16 protein-coding genes are annotated in these 16,520 nt (G+C 72.7%); 8 read left to right on the top strand and 8 right to left on the bottom strand.

Translation table 11 applies throughout. The features are described 5' to 3' along the window. Positions 1-7: 7 nt before the first annotated feature. Together ACGF2Y_RS21615 and ACGF2Y_RS21620 are read right to left on the bottom strand one after the other, a co-directional pair. On the bottom strand, positions 8-646 hold the full coding sequence (locus ACGF2Y_RS21615) for a response regulator (protein ID WP_392949817.1): 639 nt from the start codon (positions 644-646) through the stop codon (positions 8-10). Next, complete coding sequence (locus tag ACGF2Y_RS21620) at positions 643-2,127, bottom strand: sensor histidine kinase (protein ID WP_392949820.1); 1,485 nt, start codon at positions 2,125-2,127, stop codon at positions 643-645. Before ACGF2Y_RS21620 ends, ACGF2Y_RS21615 begins: the two co-directional genes overlap by 4 nt. Positions 2,128-2,388: 261 nt before the next feature. Here ACGF2Y_RS21620 and ACGF2Y_RS21625 point away from each other — a divergent pair, with 261 nt between their 5' ends. From ACGF2Y_RS21625 to ACGF2Y_RS21635, 3 genes are all read left to right on the top strand, one after another. After that, positions 2,389-2,946, top strand: coding sequence for a heme-binding protein (locus ACGF2Y_RS21625; protein WP_392949823.1), 558 nt, complete (start codon positions 2,389-2,391; stop codon positions 2,944-2,946). A 231-nt stretch (positions 2,947-3,177) separates the two neighbouring features. Further along, positions 3,178-3,774, top strand: a complete 597-nt coding sequence (locus ACGF2Y_RS21630) for an ankyrin repeat domain-containing protein (protein WP_392949825.1) — start codon at positions 3,178-3,180, stop codon at positions 3,772-3,774. Next, positions 3,771-5,018 carry a YncE family protein gene (locus tag ACGF2Y_RS21635; protein WP_392949828.1) on the top strand — a complete coding sequence of 416 codons (1,248 nt, stop codon included), beginning with the start codon at positions 3,771-3,773 and terminating at the stop codon, positions 5,016-5,018. Before ACGF2Y_RS21630 ends, ACGF2Y_RS21635 begins: the two co-directional genes overlap by 4 nt. Before the next feature lie 208 nt (positions 5,019-5,226). Here ACGF2Y_RS21635 and ACGF2Y_RS21640 read toward each other — a convergent pair whose 3' ends face one another. After that, complete coding sequence (locus ACGF2Y_RS21640) at positions 5,227-5,802, bottom strand: TerD family protein (protein ID WP_392949831.1); 576 nt, start codon at positions 5,800-5,802, stop codon at positions 5,227-5,229. 178 nt (positions 5,803-5,980) lie between these two features. Between ACGF2Y_RS21640 and arfB the strand changes: the two genes are divergently transcribed. Beyond that, the gene (gene arfB / locus ACGF2Y_RS21645; RefSeq protein WP_392949832.1) at positions 5,981-6,415 is read left to right on the top strand and encodes an alternative ribosome rescue aminoacyl-tRNA hydrolase ArfB; all 435 of its coding nucleotides are present in this window, start codon (positions 5,981-5,983) and stop codon (positions 6,413-6,415) included. A 158-nt stretch (positions 6,416-6,573) separates the two neighbouring features. Here arfB and ACGF2Y_RS21650 read toward each other — a convergent pair whose 3' ends face one another. Continuing rightward, positions 6,574-7,080 (bottom strand): flavin reductase family protein, encoded by a 507-nt coding sequence (locus ACGF2Y_RS21650; RefSeq protein WP_392949834.1) that lies wholly within the window; start codon positions 7,078-7,080, stop codon positions 6,574-6,576. Positions 7,081-7,486: 406 nt separating this feature from the next. Here ACGF2Y_RS21650 and cdgB point away from each other — a divergent pair, with 406 nt between their 5' ends. Together cdgB and ACGF2Y_RS21660 are read left to right on the top strand one after the other, a co-directional pair. After that, on the top strand, positions 7,487-9,142 hold the full coding sequence (gene cdgB / locus ACGF2Y_RS21655) for a diguanylate cyclase CdgB (protein WP_392949837.1): 1,656 nt from the start codon (positions 7,487-7,489) through the stop codon (positions 9,140-9,142). Between the two features lie 143 nt (positions 9,143-9,285). Then, positions 9,286-10,314: a carbohydrate-binding protein gene (locus ACGF2Y_RS21660; protein WP_392949840.1), complete on the top strand. Its 1,029-nt coding sequence runs from the start codon at positions 9,286-9,288 to the stop codon at positions 10,312-10,314. 57 nt (positions 10,315-10,371) lie between these two features. Here ACGF2Y_RS21660 and ACGF2Y_RS21665 read toward each other — a convergent pair whose 3' ends face one another. The 3 genes from ACGF2Y_RS21665 to ACGF2Y_RS21675 all read right to left on the bottom strand — a co-directional run bounded on the left by ACGF2Y_RS21665 (position 10,372) and on the right by ACGF2Y_RS21675 (position 13,526). Continuing rightward, complete coding sequence (locus ACGF2Y_RS21665; protein ID WP_392949843.1) at positions 10,372-11,298, bottom strand: 1-phosphofructokinase family hexose kinase; 927 nt, start codon at positions 11,296-11,298, stop codon at positions 10,372-10,374. A 180-nt stretch (positions 11,299-11,478) separates the two neighbouring features. Next, positions 11,479-12,636 (bottom strand): N-acetylglucosamine-6-phosphate deacetylase, encoded by a 1,158-nt coding sequence (nagA, locus tag ACGF2Y_RS21670; RefSeq protein WP_392949846.1) that lies wholly within the window; start codon positions 12,634-12,636, stop codon positions 11,479-11,481. Continuing rightward, complete coding sequence (locus ACGF2Y_RS21675; protein ID WP_392950031.1) at positions 12,636-13,526, bottom strand: ROK family protein; 891 nt, start codon at positions 13,524-13,526, stop codon at positions 12,636-12,638. Before ACGF2Y_RS21675 ends, nagA begins: the two co-directional genes overlap by 1 nt. A 431-nt stretch (positions 13,527-13,957) precedes the next feature. Between ACGF2Y_RS21675 and ACGF2Y_RS21680 the strand changes: the two genes are divergently transcribed. Beyond that, on the top strand, positions 13,958-15,235 hold the full coding sequence (locus tag ACGF2Y_RS21680; protein WP_392949848.1) for an ABC transporter substrate-binding protein: 1,278 nt from the start codon (positions 13,958-13,960) through the stop codon (positions 15,233-15,235). 51 nt (positions 15,236-15,286) lie between these two features. Then, positions 15,287-15,571 (top strand): DUF3263 domain-containing protein, encoded by a 285-nt coding sequence (locus ACGF2Y_RS21685; RefSeq protein ID WP_392949851.1) that lies wholly within the window; start codon positions 15,287-15,289, stop codon positions 15,569-15,571. Positions 15,572-15,768: 197 nt separating this feature from the next. Here the strand turns inward: ACGF2Y_RS21685 and ACGF2Y_RS21690 are convergent, their stop codons facing one another. Continuing rightward, the gene (locus ACGF2Y_RS21690) at positions 15,769-16,449 is read right to left on the bottom strand and encodes a phosphotransferase (RefSeq protein WP_392949853.1); all 681 of its coding nucleotides are present in this window, start codon (positions 16,447-16,449) and stop codon (positions 15,769-15,771) included. Positions 16,450-16,520 lie beyond the last annotated feature (71 nt).

The raw sequence follows: 16,520 nt of genomic DNA on the forward strand, positions 1-16,520 counted from the left end.
CGACAGCTCAGGGCAGCAGCCGCTGTTCCTTCGCGACCGACACCGCGCCCGCGCGGGTGTCGACGCCGAGCTTGTCGTAGATCCGGCCCAGGTGGGTCTTGACCGTGGCCTCGCTGATGAACAGGGCACGGGCGATGTCGCGGTTGCCGAGGCCCTGGGAGAGCTGGGCCAGGATGTCGCGTTCGCGGTCGGTGAGGCTGGGGCGGGGGCTGCGCATCCGGGCCATGACCCGGCTGGCGACGGGGGCCGAGAGCGTGGTGCGGCCCTGGGCGGCGGACCGGATCGCGGCGAACAGCTCCTCGGGGCGCTCCGCCTTCAGCAGGTAGCCGGTGGCCCCCGCCTCGATGGCCCGGGTGATGTCGGCGTCGGTGTCGTACGTGGTCAGCACCAGGACGTGCACCGTGCCGTCGGCCGCGATGCGGCGGGTCGCCTCGACGCCGTCGATGCCCTCGCCGAGCTGGAGGTCCATCAGGACGACGTCCGGGGTGAGCCGGGCGGCGAGCACCACGGCCTGCTCGCCGCTGCCCGCCTCGCCGACGACCTCGATGTCCGGTTCGCTGCCGAGGAGGGCGAGCAGCCCGGCGCGGACGACCACGTGGTCGTCGCAGAGGAGGATCCGTACGGGAGCTGTCGGCCGGCTGGTCATGCGGGGGCCTCCGGGGTGGTGGGGAGCGGGGCCGCGGTGAGGGGGACCTCGGCCGAGAGCACGGTGCCCTCGCCCGGCGCCGACTCGATCGTGAGCGTTCCGCCGAGCTGCCGCACACGGGCGCGGATCGCCGGAAGCCCGTGCCCGCGTACGCGGCGTACACCGCCTGTGCCGCCTGCTCCTCGTACGCCGCGTACGCGGTCTGTGTCACTTGCGTCGCCCGTGCCGTCCGCGCCTGGTACGCCGTTGGCCGGGCGGGGGCCGTCGGGCTCGGCGGTGAAGCCGCGGCCGTTGTCGCCGATGTCGAGGACGACCCGGTCGTCCAGGTGCGTCAGGGTCAGCCCGGCGGCGGTGGCGTCGGCGTGCTCCCGCACATTGGCCAGGGCCCCCTGGGCGATGCGCAGCAGGGCGAACTGCACCCGGTCCGGCAGGGGGGCGTGCGGGGTGCCCTCCACGTGGCAGTGGACGGTGAGCGCGCCCGCCGCCTGGGCCGTCTCGCGGGCCGCCAGTGCGTGCAGGGCCGCCTCCAGGCCGCCGCCCTCCGCCAGGTCGGCCGGGGCCAGGTCATGGACGAAGCGGCGGGCCTCGGCGAGGTTGCGTTCCGCGATGCCCGTGGCCGTACGCACATGGCGGCGGGCGGCGTCCGGGTCGGCGTTCCAGGTGCGGTCGGCCGCCTGGAGCAGCATCTGCTGGCTGGACAGGCCCTGCGCCAGGGTGTCGTGGATCTCCATGGAGAGCCGCTGCCGCTCGGCGAGGGTCCCTTCGCGCCGCTCGGTGGCCGCCAGTTCGCGCCGGGTCCGCAGCAGGTCGTCGATCAGCTCGCGCTGGCGTGCGGCCAGTTCCCGCTGACGTACCGCCTGGCGTTGCATATGGACGAAGACGGCGGTCGCCACGGCCGCCACGGCGGGCGGGGCGAGGACCAGGTTCGGGTCGAACCCGGTGGCCAGGCGCAGTTGTGCGGCCACGACGAACGCGGTGAGCAGGGCGACCAGGGCGAGCGCCGCGCGCGGCGGCAGGATGCGAAGTCCGGTGTAGAACAGCGGCACCGCGCACCACGCGAAGCTCGGCGCGAGGACGACCAGCACCATCCATACGAGGACGAGCACGCCGAGCCAGGCGAGCCGGCGCGGGGTGGGGCGCGAGCCGAGTACGGGCCCCAGGAGGTACAGCACCGCCAGGGTGATCGACAGGGCGATGATCCATGGGGTGCGGGCCTCGCCGGGGTGCCGCATCAGAAACCGGGTCAGCGAGGCGCCGAGCAGCAGGAAGAACGCGGCGTGCATGAGGAGCGCGAGCCAGCGGGCGTCGGGGTCGGGGCCCCAGCCGGCGTCGGTGCCGGGGGCCGGGCCGGAGTCGCCGCGGAGGCCTGATCCGGGGTACGGGCCGGGGGCGTCGCGGAGGCCCGAGCGGGGGCCCGGACCGGGGGCGTCGCCGGACGGCCCGGCCCTCTCCGGGGCCCGCGGATTGCTCCGGTGGTCCACCTCGTACCTCGTGTTCCGTCTCGCCCGACCCAGTTGACCTGCACAGATCCCTCCATGGTGACCCGGTCCGGCCACCCCCGCATCAACCGATCGGCTGATGGGGGCGTCGACCGAACCGCGCGCCGCTTCCAGCCGGTACGTCGACCGTGGGGGGCCGGATCCGCCGGGAGGATCGATACCAGAGCGAAACGCCCGGACCTCTCCGGGCCGCTCCCCCTCCCCCCGACGCACCGGGCTGTCCCGGATCACCAAGGAGCCACTATGAAGAAGCTGTCGCTGCGCACCCGTGTCGTCACCGGCGCCGTCGTCGTCGCCGCCCTCGGGGCGGGCACCTTCGGCGCGATGTCCGCGAGCGCCTCCTCCCCGGCCGCCGCCCCCGCCGCCGCGGTCAAGGCCGACACGAGCAACCGCAACCTCCAGCAGACCACCCACCTGACCGTGGCCGCCGCCACCAAGGCCGCGCAGGCCACGCTGGACGCGGCGAAGAAGGAGAACCAGCGGATCTCCGTCGCGGTCGTCGACCGCAACGGCAACACCATCGTCACCCTGCGCGGCGACGGCGCGGGCCCGCAGTCCCCCGAGTCCGCGGCGAAGAAGGCGTACACCGCCGTCTCCTGGAACGCCCCCACCTCCCAGCTGGTCGAGCGTCTGGAGCAGGCCCCGAACCTGAAGGACATCCCTGGCACCCTGTTCCTCGGCGGCGGCGCCCCGGTGCAGGTCAAGGGCGCCCCGGTGGCGGGCATCGGCGTGGCCGGCGCGCCCAGCGGCGACCTCGACGAGAAGTTCGCGCGGGCGGGCGTCGCCGCCCTCGCCCGGTAGTCACGACCGCGTAGACGCAGCCGGTCGTCCCTGTCCCCGGCGCCCCGCCCCCGGCGCCCGGGAGGCCGAACGGGACGGAGCGGGCAGGACACGTCCGCACCGGCACAGCCGGTAGCCAGGACGCACGGATGTAGCCGGTAGCCAGGTCGGACAGACGTAACCGGTCGTCAACGTCCGTACAGACGCACCCGGTCGTCATATCCGCACAGGCAGCCGAGAACGGAGCACTCCATGAACGCCCTCGATCACGACCTGCTCACCGCCGCACGCACCGGCGACACCGAAGGTGTGCGCACCGCGATCGAGGGCGGCGCACGGGTCGATGTCCGCGACGAGGAGTTGCGTACGCCGCTGCTCCTCGCCGTCCACGGCGACCACGTCGAAGCGGCCCGGCTGCTCGTGGCCGCCGGGGCCGACCCGAACGCCCAGGACCGGCGCGAGCACAGCCCGTGGCTGGCCACCGGGGTCACCGGCAGCGTCGCGATGCTGCACGTGCTGCTGTCGGCCGGACCTGACGTGACCCTGCGCAACCGGTTCGGCGGCGTCTCCCTCATCCCGGCCAGCGAACGCGGCCATGTCGCCTACGTACGGGAGGTGCTGCGGGTCACCGACACCGATGTCGACCACGTCAACCGGCTCGGCTGGACCGCCCTGCTGGAGGCGGTGATCCTCGGTGACGGCGGCCTCGCGCACCAGGAGGTCGTGGAGCTGCTGCTCGCGGCCGGGGCGAGGCGGGACCTGCCCGACGGCGACGGGGTGGCGCCCCTGGCCCACGCCGAGCGACGCGGCTTCGCCGAGCCGGCCGCCCTGCTGCGGGACGCCGCGTGACCGGGGAGCGCGGCCCCGGCGCCGCAGCGTCTCCCGCCCGTTGGCCCCGTGGGTCCCGTGGACCCCGCGCCTCCAATGCCTCCCGCGCCCGTCGCCTCACCCTCACCCTCGTCGCCGCCGGCCTGCTCGCCGGGTGCGCGACCGGTACGACGGAGTCGGCACCGGGCACCCCGGACGCGTCCGCCGCGTCCGCCGCGACCGGTGCCGTCGCGACCGCCGGCCCCTCCCGCGCCTCCACCGGCCGCACCCCCGAAGGCACGCTCCTCGTCGCCGACTTCGGCAGTGACACCGTGACGTTCGTCGACCCCGGACGGGACGGTTCCGGGCAGGGCGGGGCGCCCATCGCCTCGGTGGAGGTCGGCACCGCGCCCTACGGTCTCGTCGTCGGCGAGGACGGGCGGGCCTGGGTCGCCACCGCCGAGGGTGTCGCGGTCGTCGACACACAGAAGCGGACCCGGCTCGCGCTCGTCCCGTACGAGACGGAGTCCGGCCCGGTCACCACCGGCGAGTACCGGGGCGGCGGCATGGGCATCGCCCTGGCCCCGGACGGGGATCACGTCTACGTCGGGGTCAACGTGCCCGGCGGCGACGGCACGGTCGAGGTCATCGACACCGCGACCCGCGAGGTCACCGGCACCGCGCCGGTCGGCATGCGCCCCTTCGACGTGGACGTGTCGCCGGACGGCCGAGCGGTGTACGCCACCGGTCACGACTCCTTCGACGTCACGGCGGTGGACGCGGACACACTCAAGACCCGGCGCATGGAAGTCGCCCCGTACGGCACGGAGGGCGGGCTCGGCTCCTGGCTGAAGCCGCACTACGCCGTCGTACGCCCCGACGACGGCAAGCTGCTGCTGCCCTTCGAGGGGGAGCGGCTCGCGGTTCTCGACCCGCGCACCGGGGAGGTGACCATCGAGCGGATGACCGCGAACACCCACCAGCACGGCGCGGCCCTCGCCCCCGACGGCACTCTCCTCGTCGTCGGCACCGGCCCGATCGGCTCGGACGACGAGTACCCCTCGCTCACCGTCCGCACCCCCGACGGCGAGGAACGGGTCGTCCCGCTGGACGGGCCGCACGAGGACGTGGCGGTGTCGAAGGACGGCCGCACGGCGTACGTCACCGGCGGCTTCACCCGCGACGGCTACTGGAACGGGATCACGGTCGTCGACCTGGACGACGAGAAGAGCGAGCCGGTTCGCCTGAACGCGGGCAACCGGCCCCTCGGTATTGCCATCCTCTGAGCTGGAGCCGTCCGTTCTTCCCCCGAGGCGGGCGGCTCCTCAATCCCCTCCCGGGAGACGTCTCCCGGGCGACGTCGCGCCAAGATCTGGGATCGACCGGGTGAATCGCCCCCGCGTTCTTTGCGCACACGGCGGAGCCCCCGGCCGCGAAGGCGGCCGGGGGCTCCCGTGAAGCAGGTGAAGCAGGTGGAGCAGATACGCGCTCGGGTCAGAGGTTGACGCCGAAGTCGCGGGCGATGCCGGTCAGGCCGGAGGCGTACCCCTGGCCGACCGCGCGGAACTTCCACTCGGCGCCGTTGCGGTAGAGCTCGCCGAAGACCATGGCGGTCTCGGTGGCGGCGTCCTCGCTCAGGTCGTAGCGGGCGATCTCCGCGCCGCCGGCCTGGTTGAGGATGCGGATGAACGCGTTGCGGACCTGGCCGAAGTTCTGGCTGCGGTTCTCGGCGTCGTAGATGGAGACCGGGAAGACGATCTTGTCCACATCGGCCGGCAGACCCGCCAGGTTGACGTTGATCTGCTCGTCGTCGCCCTCGCCCTCACCCGTGACGTTGTCACCGGTGTGCACGATGGTCTGGTCCGGCGTCGACTTGTTGTTGAAGAAGACGAAGTGGCCGTCGGAGACGACCTTCCCCTCCGGGGTGACCGCGATCGCCGAGGCATCGAGGTCGAAGTCGGTGCCGGTGGTGGTGCGGACGTCCCAGCCGAGGCCGACCGTGACGGCGGTAAGGCCCGGTGCCTCCTTGGTGAGCGAGACGTTGCCGCCCTTGGACAGGCTTACTGCCATGGGAAGTCCCTTTCCTCGTCGTGTGCGGGCTTCGTGCCATCACGAAGCTACCGTCATCCGTCATAACGCAAGCAGCAGACCACGAGGTTCCTGGTCGCTTTACTTTCTTTGCCGAACTTCGCCCCCAAGAGGCCCCGCGTGCAAAAGAAGGTGACGAACAGGGCGCGGGGAAGAGACCATGGGTGTCATGTCCGGGCCCTATGTCATCCGCGGCTCGGTCTCCCTCCCGGAGGCCGAGCTCATGTGGCGTTTCTCGCGGTCCTCCGGGCCGGGCGGTCAGCACGTCAACACCAGCGACTCCCAGGTGGAGCTGCGGTTCGACCTGGCGGCGACCGACGCGCTCCCCGAGGTGTGGAAGGCGCGGGCGCTGGAGCGGCTCGCGGACAGGCTGGTGGGCGGTGTGGTCTCCGTACGGGCCTCCGAGCACCGCTCCCAGTGGCGCAACCGCGAAACGGCCTCCGTGCGGCTCGCCGCCCTCCTGGCCGAGGCCACGGCGCCGCCGCCCAAGCCCCGGATCAAGCGGAAGATCCCGCGCGGGATCAACGAGCGCAGGCTGCGCGAGAAGAAGCAGCGCGGCGACACCAAGCGCGGGCGCTCGGGCCGCGACTGGTAGGCGCCAGGCACGCGGAACCGGAGCCGGAACCTCCGGACCGGACCTGGCCCCCACCCTCCGAATCGGAACCGGAACCGAAGCCCCCGGACCGGCCCGACCCGCCCCGCAACGTATCGTCAGCCCGCCGCAACGCATCGTCGGCCCAACACGACGAGCCGTCAGCCCAACTGGCGGTAGCGCCCCTTGAAGTACGTCAGCGGGTCGCCCTCCGAGCTCGGCAGGTCCGCCGTGAGCACCCGCCCGATCACCAGGGTGTGGTCCCCGGCCACCACGCGCTGCTCGGTGCGGCACTCCAGCGTCGCCAGTGCCCCGCCGATCAGCGGTGCGTGCGTCACCTCGCCCCGTACGTACGCGACATCCTCGAACAGCAGCCGGTCGCTGATCCGGCCCTTCATGGCGAACCGCCCCGCGATGTGCCGCTGGCTCGCGGCCAGGACGGAGACCGCCCACAGCGGCTGCTCGTCCAGCAGGTCGTCCATCCGGGAGCCGTTGCGCAGGCTCACCGTCACCAGGGGCGGATCCAGGGACACGGACATGAAAGCGGTCGCCGTCATGCCCACGTCCTCGCCCCGGCCGTCCTCGTCGAGGGGCGGCTCCTGGGCGGTGACCAGCACCACCCCGGCGGCCAGCCGCGCGAGTGCGGCGCGGAACTCGTCGTTGCTCACTCCCTCAGCATGGGGGATGGGCTCGGGGCGCGGGGTGGGAGGTTTCGTCTGGAGCACACCCCGACGCTAACCGCCGGGGCCGGGCGGTCGCATCGGGCCAGGGGACCAGGCCGGTCCTAGGACTCCGGGACTGCCGGGCCCAGGACTCCCGAAGGACGGCGTGCGCGGGCGCACCCAACGGGAATCCAACGGGAACCCGTCCCTCCCGTGACCGCCGAACGACAGGCGTCGCCATAAGTCACCGGAACCCCTGATTCATCGCTTGTGACTTGAGTCACAGAGTCCATTTTCTGCTGACCCTGTGTACCGGGTGCACAGCTCACTGTGATTCAGTGGCCGTGGCAGTGCAACAAGTACGTCGATATGAAACCTGGAGTTGCTGTCGAGGTCTCGGGGAGTGCGAGCGATGGAGGCCGAGTCGGAACCGTACGTCCGCCTTGCGACCATGCGGCAGCTGCATCAGGCCGTCGCTGATCTCAATACGGCGCGGAGTCTGGCGGACACGCTGCAGGCCGTGGCCGACGGGATCGTCGAGGGCCTCGGCTACGAGCTCGGCTGCGTCAACCTGGTCCGGCCGGACGGCGACCTCGTCATCGCCGCCTTCGCGGGCAACGCCGCCGCCGAGGCGCTGATCACCGGACGCGTCGGCTCCCGTGACTCCTGGAACCGCCGGCTCTCCATGGGCGAGGCCTGGGACGACCTCCGGTTCATCCCGCACACCGAGGGCTGGGTCCTCCTCGACGACGACGTACCCCAGTGGCACACCGAGGGGCCCGAGCCCCGGTTCGAGGACGAGTGGCACCCGCTGGACCGGCTCTACGCCCCGATGTACGCCTCCGGGGGCGACCGGGATCTCCTCGGGGTGATATCCGTCGACCGGCCGCGCAACGGACGCCGCCCCGGAGCGTGGGGGCGCGAAGCGCTCCAGATGTACGCCTCCCAGGCCGCCATCGCGATCAGCAACGCCCGCCTGCGGTCCAACATGCAGCGCGCCCTGGTCCGCCTGGAGCGGGAGCAGCAGGCGCTGCGGGCCAGCGAGGAGTCCTTCCGGCAGGCCTTCGAGTACGCGCCCAGCGGCATGGCCATCGCCGAGATGGGCGGCGACCAGCAGGGCCGGCTGCTGCGCACCAACGACGCCCTGTGCCGGCTGCTCGGCCGTCCCGCCTCCGTGCTCCGCCGCTACTCCTTCGCCGACCTGGTCCACCCCGAGGACATCGGCACCCTGCTGCGCACCTCCGCCGAGGGCGGCCGGGCCGAGCTGCGGCTGAGCCGCCGGGACGGCACCTACCTGTGGGTCTCGCTGCGCAACTCGGTCGTCGCCGACGCCGCCGACGGGCCGCGCTTCCTGCTCACCCACGTCGAGGACATAGAGGAGCGCAAGCGGCACGAGCTGAACCTCGCCCACCGCGCCTCGCACGACGCGCTGACCGGGCTGCCCAACAGCGCCGAGCTGAGGTCGCGGCTCAGCGCCCGGATCTGCGAGCGGCCGCACTCCCCGGCCGCGACCGCGATCGAGGCGCTGGACGCGGCGTACGGAGACGTCGAGTCGTCCCTGACCCATGGCTACCGGGCCGACGGCTACGAGGGCGAGGCGATCCCCGGCGGCGGGCCCTTCGACCACCATGTACACACGGCGGCCCCGGATCCGGAGCACGACGACGGGACGAAGGGGCTCGCGGTCCTCTTCTGCGACCTCGACGGCTTCAAGTCCATCAATGACCGCTTCGGGCACCACACCGGCGACACCGTGCTCATCGAGGTCGCCCGGCGGCTGAGCACCTGTGTGCGCGACGGTGACACCGTCGCCCGGCTCGGGGGTGACGAATTCGTCGTCCTCGCCGACGGCCTCGGGGCGGCGGACGCCGCTGACCTGGCCGTTCGTCTGAGAAATGCCATCATTCCGCCCATAAGGGTCGACGGTCGGGCGGTCCGCGTCGGGGCGAGCTTCGGCATCGGCTGGGCCGAGTGCGGAATGACCGTGGAAGAGGTCCTGCGCTCCGCCGACCAGCGGATGTACGTGGAAAAGCGGTCCCGGTCGAAGGTTCACCGCAGGGCCGGATGACGTTCACGAACCGTTTCTCTCACCACCCCGACCCGTTCCCCGCAGGCTTCCCCGGCCGGTGAGCGCAATTCGGGGCCTGCTCCGTTCGAGGTAGGCTCGGCCGGTCGGCGACGGCTGGCGACATGGTGAGGAGTGACCCAGGGATGACGGCCGGAAACAACGGCGCGAGCAAGCCCGAGGACGACGATCCGTTCGGCTATCTGTACGCGGACGGACAGGCGGCAGGCGCCCAGCCGCCCGGCCAGGGCGGTTACGGCTACCCGGGTCCGGCCGCGCAGCCGGGCGTGCCCAGAACGTCCTACAACCAGGTGCGTGCCGTCGGCGAGCGCCAGTACGGCCAGCAGCAGGTGCCGCCGCAGCAGGGCGGGTACGGCTACCCGCCCCAGCAGGGTTACGGCCAGCAGCCCGCACAGCAGTACGGCCAGCCCGCACAGCAGTACAACCGGCCGAACCCGCAGTACGCGGCCCCCGAGACGTACCCCGGTGGCGCGTCCGACGGGCAGTATCCGCCGCAGGGCGGTCATGGCGGCGGTCCGGGCCGCGGCGGTCCGAACACGAAGGCGCTCCTGATCGCGGCGGTCGCCGTGGTCGCGGTCGTCCTCGTCGGCATCGGCGCCGCCCTGCTCACGGGCGACGACGGCGACAAGGACGACAAGAAGGACGAGGCGTCCTCCGCGCAGGGCTCCGCCGGCCAGGTCGAGGAGTCGAAGAAGCCGGAGACGAAGCCCGAGGAGACCCCGAAGCCGGTCGAGCTGCCGAAGCAGGACGCGGCGACGCTGACGCTGGGCGGCACGGCGGCCCTGGACTCCACGGTCGAGGGCGCCAAGGGCGCCAACGGCAACTACATCAACCTGAACGAGGTCGGCCGCTCGGCCACCTGGACGGTCGAGGTTCCCGAGGCCGGCGCGTACACCCTGTACGTGACGTACGGCGTGCCCGGCAAGGACGCGAAGACGACCCTGACGGTCAACGCGCAGGATCCCCGCTCCATCAACATGAAGAACTTCGCGAACGCAGCCGAGGGCGATCTGGAGAAGGGCTGGACGAACACGTACGCGTACGTCCAGCTCGACAAGGGCTCCAACACCCTCAAGCTGTCGTGCGAGACGGGCGACGCGTGCGACGCCAATCTCGACCAGCTGGAGCTGAAGTCCGGTCACATCAAGAGCTAGGGCTGCCCCGCAATCCCTGGCCCCGGACCCCCGACGCCCTGACCGCCCCCGTGGTGGTCAGGGCGTCGGCGTGTGCGGCTCCACCGTGACGCGCGGCAGCAGCTCCGCGTAGGCCGCCGCGTCGAACTCGCCGGCCGCCGGGGCCAGCACGGTCGCCGTCGACAGGGCCACCGCACGGGCCAGGCGCTCCGGCCAGGGCAGGCCCTCGGCCAGGGCGGACAGCAGTCCGGCCACCGCCGAGTCGCCCGCGCCGGTCGGGTTGCCGCGCACGGGCGCGGGCGGGGCGGCCCGCCAGACGCCGTCCGGGGTGAGCGCGAGCACGCCCTTCGGGCCGAGCGACGCGATCACGGCGTGGGCCCCGCGCCGGCGGGTGTCGCCCGCCGCGCGCAGCGGTTCGCGGGAGCCGGTCAGCTGGGCCAGCTCCTCGGCGTTCGGCTTGACCAGGTCGGGGCGGGCGGCGATGCCCCGGCGCAGCGGTTCGCCGCTGGTGTCCAGGAGCACGGGCACGGCGGCGGCGCGGGCGATCCGGACCAGTTCCGCGTACGCCCCGACATGGATGCCGGGCGGCAGGCTGCCGCAGAGCGCGACCGCCTCGGCCCCGGCGACCAGCTCCTCGTACGTCCGCAGGAAGGCGGCCCACTCGGCGGGGCTCACCTGCGGTCCGGGCTCGTTGAGCTGGGTGGTGTCGCCGGTGGAGCGGTCGGTGATCGCCAGGGTGCGGCGGGTGTTCCCGGCCACCGGCACGAGCGCGTCGCGCGGCGGGAGCGGGGCGAGGAGATCGCGCAGGACGCCTCCGGTGGCCCCGCCGGCGAAGCCGGTGACCACGCTTTCGTGGCCGAGCGCGCCGAGCACCCGGGCGACGTTGAGGCCCTTGCCGCCGGGGCGTTCGGTGACCTCGCCGACCCGGTGGCTGCCGTGCGGGACGAGTGCGTCGACGGTGTACGTCACGTCGAGCGCGGTGTTCAGAGTGACGGTCAGGATCACCTGCCGGTCCTTCCCTCGGTCCATGACCCGGCGGCGCGTGCCCGCTTCCGGCACACGACTCTGATGATCATGTCAAAGGGGTGGCGGTCGGCCCAGTCCCGCGGGCCGACCGCCATCGCTTCGTTACGTGCTGCCGCGCGGCCCGGCGGCCGGCCTCGGACCGTCTTCGGGCGTCCGGCCTCAGACCGTCTTCGGCTCGATGATCCACTCGCCCCGGCGCATGACGCCCTTGAGGACGAAGTCCTCGTCGAGGACCACCAGGTCGGCGTCCTTGCCCGGCTCCAGCGAGCCGACCCGGTCGTCGACGCCGAGCAGCCGCGCGGGGTTGGCGGAGATGGACCGGACGACGTCCTCGACCGGGATCCTGTCGAGCGTGACGGCCCGGCGGAACGCGGTGTCCAGGGTGAGCGTGGAACCGGCGATCGAGCCGCCCTCCACCAGCCGGGCCACCCCGTCGGTGACCTCGACCGCGAGCGGGCCGAGCTGGTACTCCCCGTCGCCGAAGCCGGCGGCGTCCATCGCGTCGGTGATCAGCGCGACGCGGCCCGCGCCCTTGTGGCGGTAGGCCAGCTCCAGGACGGCCGGGTGCAGATGCGTGCCGTCGTTGATCAGCTCGACGGTGATCCGGTCGTCCTCCAGCAGAGCGGCGATCGGGCCGGGCTCGCGGTGGGCGAGCGGCGGCATCGCGTTGAACAGATGCGTGGCGACGGTCGCGCCCGCGCCGATGGCCTCCACGGTCTGCCCGTACGTCGCGTCCGTGTGGCCGATCGCGGCGATGACCCCGTGCTCGGCGAGCAGCCGTACGGAGTCGATGCCGCCGGGCAGCTCGGTGGCGAGGGTGACCATCCGGGCGGTGCCGCGCGCCGCGTCCAGCAGCTTGCGGACCTCGGCCGGGTCCGGGGCGCGCAGCAGCTCCTCGCTGTGGGCGCCCTTGCGGCACGGTGAGATGAAGGGGCCCTCGAAGTGGATCCCGGCCAGGTCGCCCTGCTCGACCAGCTCGGACAGGACGCCCGCGCGCCGGGCGAGGAAGTCCATCTCACCGGTGACCGTGGAGGCGACCATCGTGGTGGTGCCGTGCTCGCGGTGCGTACGGATGCCGGTGAGGACCTCGTCCACGGTGCCGGAGGTGAAGGAGGCCCCGCCGCCGCCGTGGTTGTGCATGTCCACGAAACCGGGGACCACCCAGTGGCCCGTGAGGTCGATGGTCCGGGCGCCCTCCGGTGCGGTACCGGAGATCCGGGAGCCCTCGACGGTCACCCGGCCGTCCTCGACGGTGCCGGTGGGGAGCACCACCCGGGCGCCGGCGAGAACGGTGCTGTCTGCTGCGCGTCCGGCCATCAGGCGGAAACCTCCGTGGAGAGTAGATCCCAGGCGAGCAGCCCCGCGCCCAGGCATCCGGCGGTGTCCCCGAGGGCCGCCGGGACGATGTGGGGCAGCTTCTGGAACGTGACGCGTTCCTCGACGGCCGCACGCAGTGGTGTGAACAAGGTTTCCCCGGCTTCGGCGAGACCGCCACCGATGATGAGCGTGCCGGGGTCGAGGAGGGTGAGCGCGGTGACGAGTCCGGCGGCGAGCGCGTCGATCGCGTCCTGCCAGACCCGGACCGCCGCCGGGTCGCCCGACTCGACGGCCTTCGCGCAGTCAGCGGCGTCCGCCCCGGGGTCCCCGGACGCGGCGGCCCAGGCCCGGGTCACCGCGGCGGCGGAGGCCAGCGTCTCCAGGCAGCCGCGCTGGCCGCAGCCGCAGTCGGGGCCGTCCGGGCGGACCACGATGTGGCCGATCTCGCCGGCGTTCCCGTGCGCGCCCGACTCGATGGCGCCCGCGATGCCGATGGCCCCGGCGATCCCGGTGCCCAGCGGGACGAACAGGAAGCGGTCCGAGTCCCGCCCGGCCCCGATCCGCCCCTCGGCGAGCCCGCCGGTGCGTACGTCGTGGCCGAGGGCGACCGGGACGCCGAGCCGTTCGCGCAGCAGGGCACGCAGCGGTACGTCGCGCCAGCCCAGGTTCGCGGCGTACACCGCGATTCCCTTCTCGGCGTCGACGATGCCGGGCACGGCGACCCCGGCGGCGACGGCGCTCTCGCCGAGGTGCTCCTCGCCGTGGGCGCGCAGATCCGCCGCGAACGCGAGGATCGACTCGACGACCGCGTCGGCGCCGCGCTCCCGGCCGGTGGCCCGCCGCGCCTCGTGGAGGAGGGTGCCGTCGGTCCCGACCAGCGCGGCCTTCATTCCGGTGCCGCCCACATCGAGGGCGATGACATGTCTCACGGGAGACAGTTTCGCCCCCCGACCCCCAATAGGTCTAGTCCACTAGCGCAGTTTGTTGCGCACCCATACAAAATGATGAACAGGCGAAGGTGAGGGCTTTTCGGCCGGAAAGTCGCCCATGGGGAGTCCGGATCGAAGGAACCCCGACCAAAGGTCTGGACCAAGATACGGCTCGGGGGCCCCGACTGCCAGTACCCGTAAGCCAGTTGTGGCCTCCCGGGCCCGTATACGTTGCCGAAGCGATACGCCGGTGGAGTAGACCTCCGCGTCGGCCATGGGGGAAAATCGCAGTTCATCCGGACGGTGTCCAGGACAGGGCGGCACTGCCGCGGCCGAGCAGAGGCCGTCGGCCGACGCCGTGCGCACCGTCCGTGAGCAGGCGATCAATGAGGATGGGCGAGGCTGTGCAGCGGCGCTTTTTGGGTCTGACCGCGGTGGTGGCCGCGCTGGGAATGACGGCAACGTTGTCGGGCTGCGGCGGTGACACCGACTCGGGCGACGTCACGCTCAAGCTGGTGGCCGCCGACTACGGCACCGGGCCGGAGAACAGCTCCGAGAAGTACTGGAGCGGGGTCGCGTCGGGCTTCGAGAAGGAGCACCCCGGCATCAGGGTCGACGTCACCGTCCTCCACTGGAAGGACGTCGACCGCGAGGTCGCCGAGATGGTCAAGGCCGGCAACGCCCCGGACATCGCCCAGATCGGCGCGTACGCGGACTACGCCAAGGCGGGCAAGCTCTACACCGCCGACGAGACGCTCGCGATCCGCACCGCGGCGAACTTCCTCCCCTCGCTCACCGACGCGGGCAAGATCAACGGCACGCTGTACGGGATGCCCTTCGTCGCCAGCACCCGGCTGCTCTTCTACAACCAGAAGCTCTTCGACCAGGCGGGCCTGGACGCCCCCAGGACCTGGGACGACATCCGCGACGACGCCACCGCGCTCAAGGCGAAGGGCGTCGAGTTCCCCTTCGCCCTGCCGCTCGGCCAGGAGGAGGCCCAGGCCGAGACCCTGATGTGGCTGCTCAGCGGTGGCGGCGGCTACACGGACGACGTCGGCGCGTACGACATCGACTCGGCCGAGAACATCGCCACGTTCCGCTGGCTGCGGAACGACCTGGTCGGCAAGGGCCTCACCGGCCCGGTCGAGCCGGGCAAGCTGGACCGGGCGAAGGCGTTCGAGGAGTTCGCCGCGGGCAACGTCGGCATGCTCAACGGTCACCCCACCCTGATGAACGAGGCCGAGGCCAAGGGCGTCGAGGTCGGCATGGTGCCGCTGCCCGGCTTCGACGGCCCGACCACGGGCTCCATGGGCGTCGCCGACTGGATGATGGGCTTCAAGGAGAACGGCCACCGCAAGGAGATCGGCGAGTTCCTCGACTACGCCTACTCCGACGCGAACGTGCTGGAGTTCGCCGAGGAGTACGACCTGCTCCCGGTGACCGGCAGCGCCTCCGCCGCGATGGAGGCCGACAAGAAGCACAAGAAGCTGCACGAGTTCCTGGCCGCGCTCCCCAACTCGACCCTGCCCCCGTTCGGCAAGACGTCCTGGGCCACGGTCAGCGACGCGATCAAGAAGAACATCGGCAGCGCGGTCGCACCGGGCAGCAACCCCGAGAGCGTCCTCGGGGAGATAGCCACCGAGGCGGCGCAGGCGGAGGCCGCCGAGTAGCTGCCGCAGGCCGCGGACGCGGTGTCGGGGGTGGGCGTTAGGTTGGTTGATATGACCGCCCCCGACCACGGACACCACGATCCCGAGGCCGCGCCCGCGCCGCCCGCTGCCGACGAGCTGTCGGCCCGGGACCGGGCGCTGCTGGCCCTGGAGCGGCGGCCCTGGGCGGGGCCCGGGGCGAAGGAGCGGGCGATCCGCGAGGAGCTCGGGATCTCGCCGGTCCGCTACTACCAGCTGCTGAACGCGCTGATCGAGGACGAGCGGGCGCTGCGCGAGGACCCGGTCACGGTGAACCGGCTGCGGCGCCTGCGGGACGCGAAGCGCGGCCGGCGCTGAGCTCATCCGGCCGGCGCTGAGCTCATCCGGCCGGGGTGCCGCCCCGGCCTCCCGCTCCTCGACCGCCGGAGGGTTCGGTTCCGCCGGAGGGGCTCGACGCGCCGCTCCAGGACGCCTCCTACGGACTACGGCTCCTACGGACGGGCTACGGGTTCCTACGGACCACGGGTTCCTACGGGCCACGGGGCTTTTACGGACTACGGGGCGCAGCCGATCACCAGGTCCACCGCCCGGTCCAGGCAGCCCCGTTCACGGTCGCTCAGGTACGGGTTCGCCCGCTGGCGGGTGCGGGCCAGGGCCAGATCGGCGGCCGACGCGCCGCCGTCGTCGGAGAGTTCCGCCAGGAGCGCCGTCAGGAGCGTTCGGACCTTCGCCCCGGCCGGGAACGCCGGGTCGAGCGCGAGCCGGGCCAGGGTCAGCGCCGACATCGCCCGGTCGAGGCCGGACGGGCCCTCCGTCGCGGTGGACCAGTCGATCACCACCGCGCCCCTCTCCGTCAGCATCACGTTCTCCGGATGCAGGTCCAGGTGGAGCACGCGGTCCTCCGGGTCCGCCGAGACCCGGGGCGGTATGGCGTGGAGTTCGCGCAGCAGACGGGCGAGCAGCGCGCCCGCCTCGGCCGCCCCCAGCCGCCCCGCCAGCAGGGCCTCGGCCAGGGTCGGGCCGGTCAGCCGCTGGAGCACCAGGTCGGTGGGGCGGGCCCCCTCGGCGGGCGGACCGATGCGCGGCACCGGGAACCCGAAGGCGCCGACGTACGACATCACGGCCAGCTCCCGAGTGGTGTCGGTGCGGTCCCGGTAACGGCGAAGGACCCAGGAGCCGTCGAGTGCGTACACGTCGGCGGTGCGTCCCGAGCCCAGAAGTTGCCCTGTGTGCATGAGGGCGAACCTACCCGGGCGCCCCGCCGAAAGGGAGACGCCGTCGCTCTTCGCCCGGCCGGCCCGCGACA

The organism is Streptomyces sp. NPDC048142, assembly GCF_043202835.1.
GTDB lineage: Bacteria > Actinomycetota > Actinomycetes > Streptomycetales > Streptomycetaceae > Streptomyces.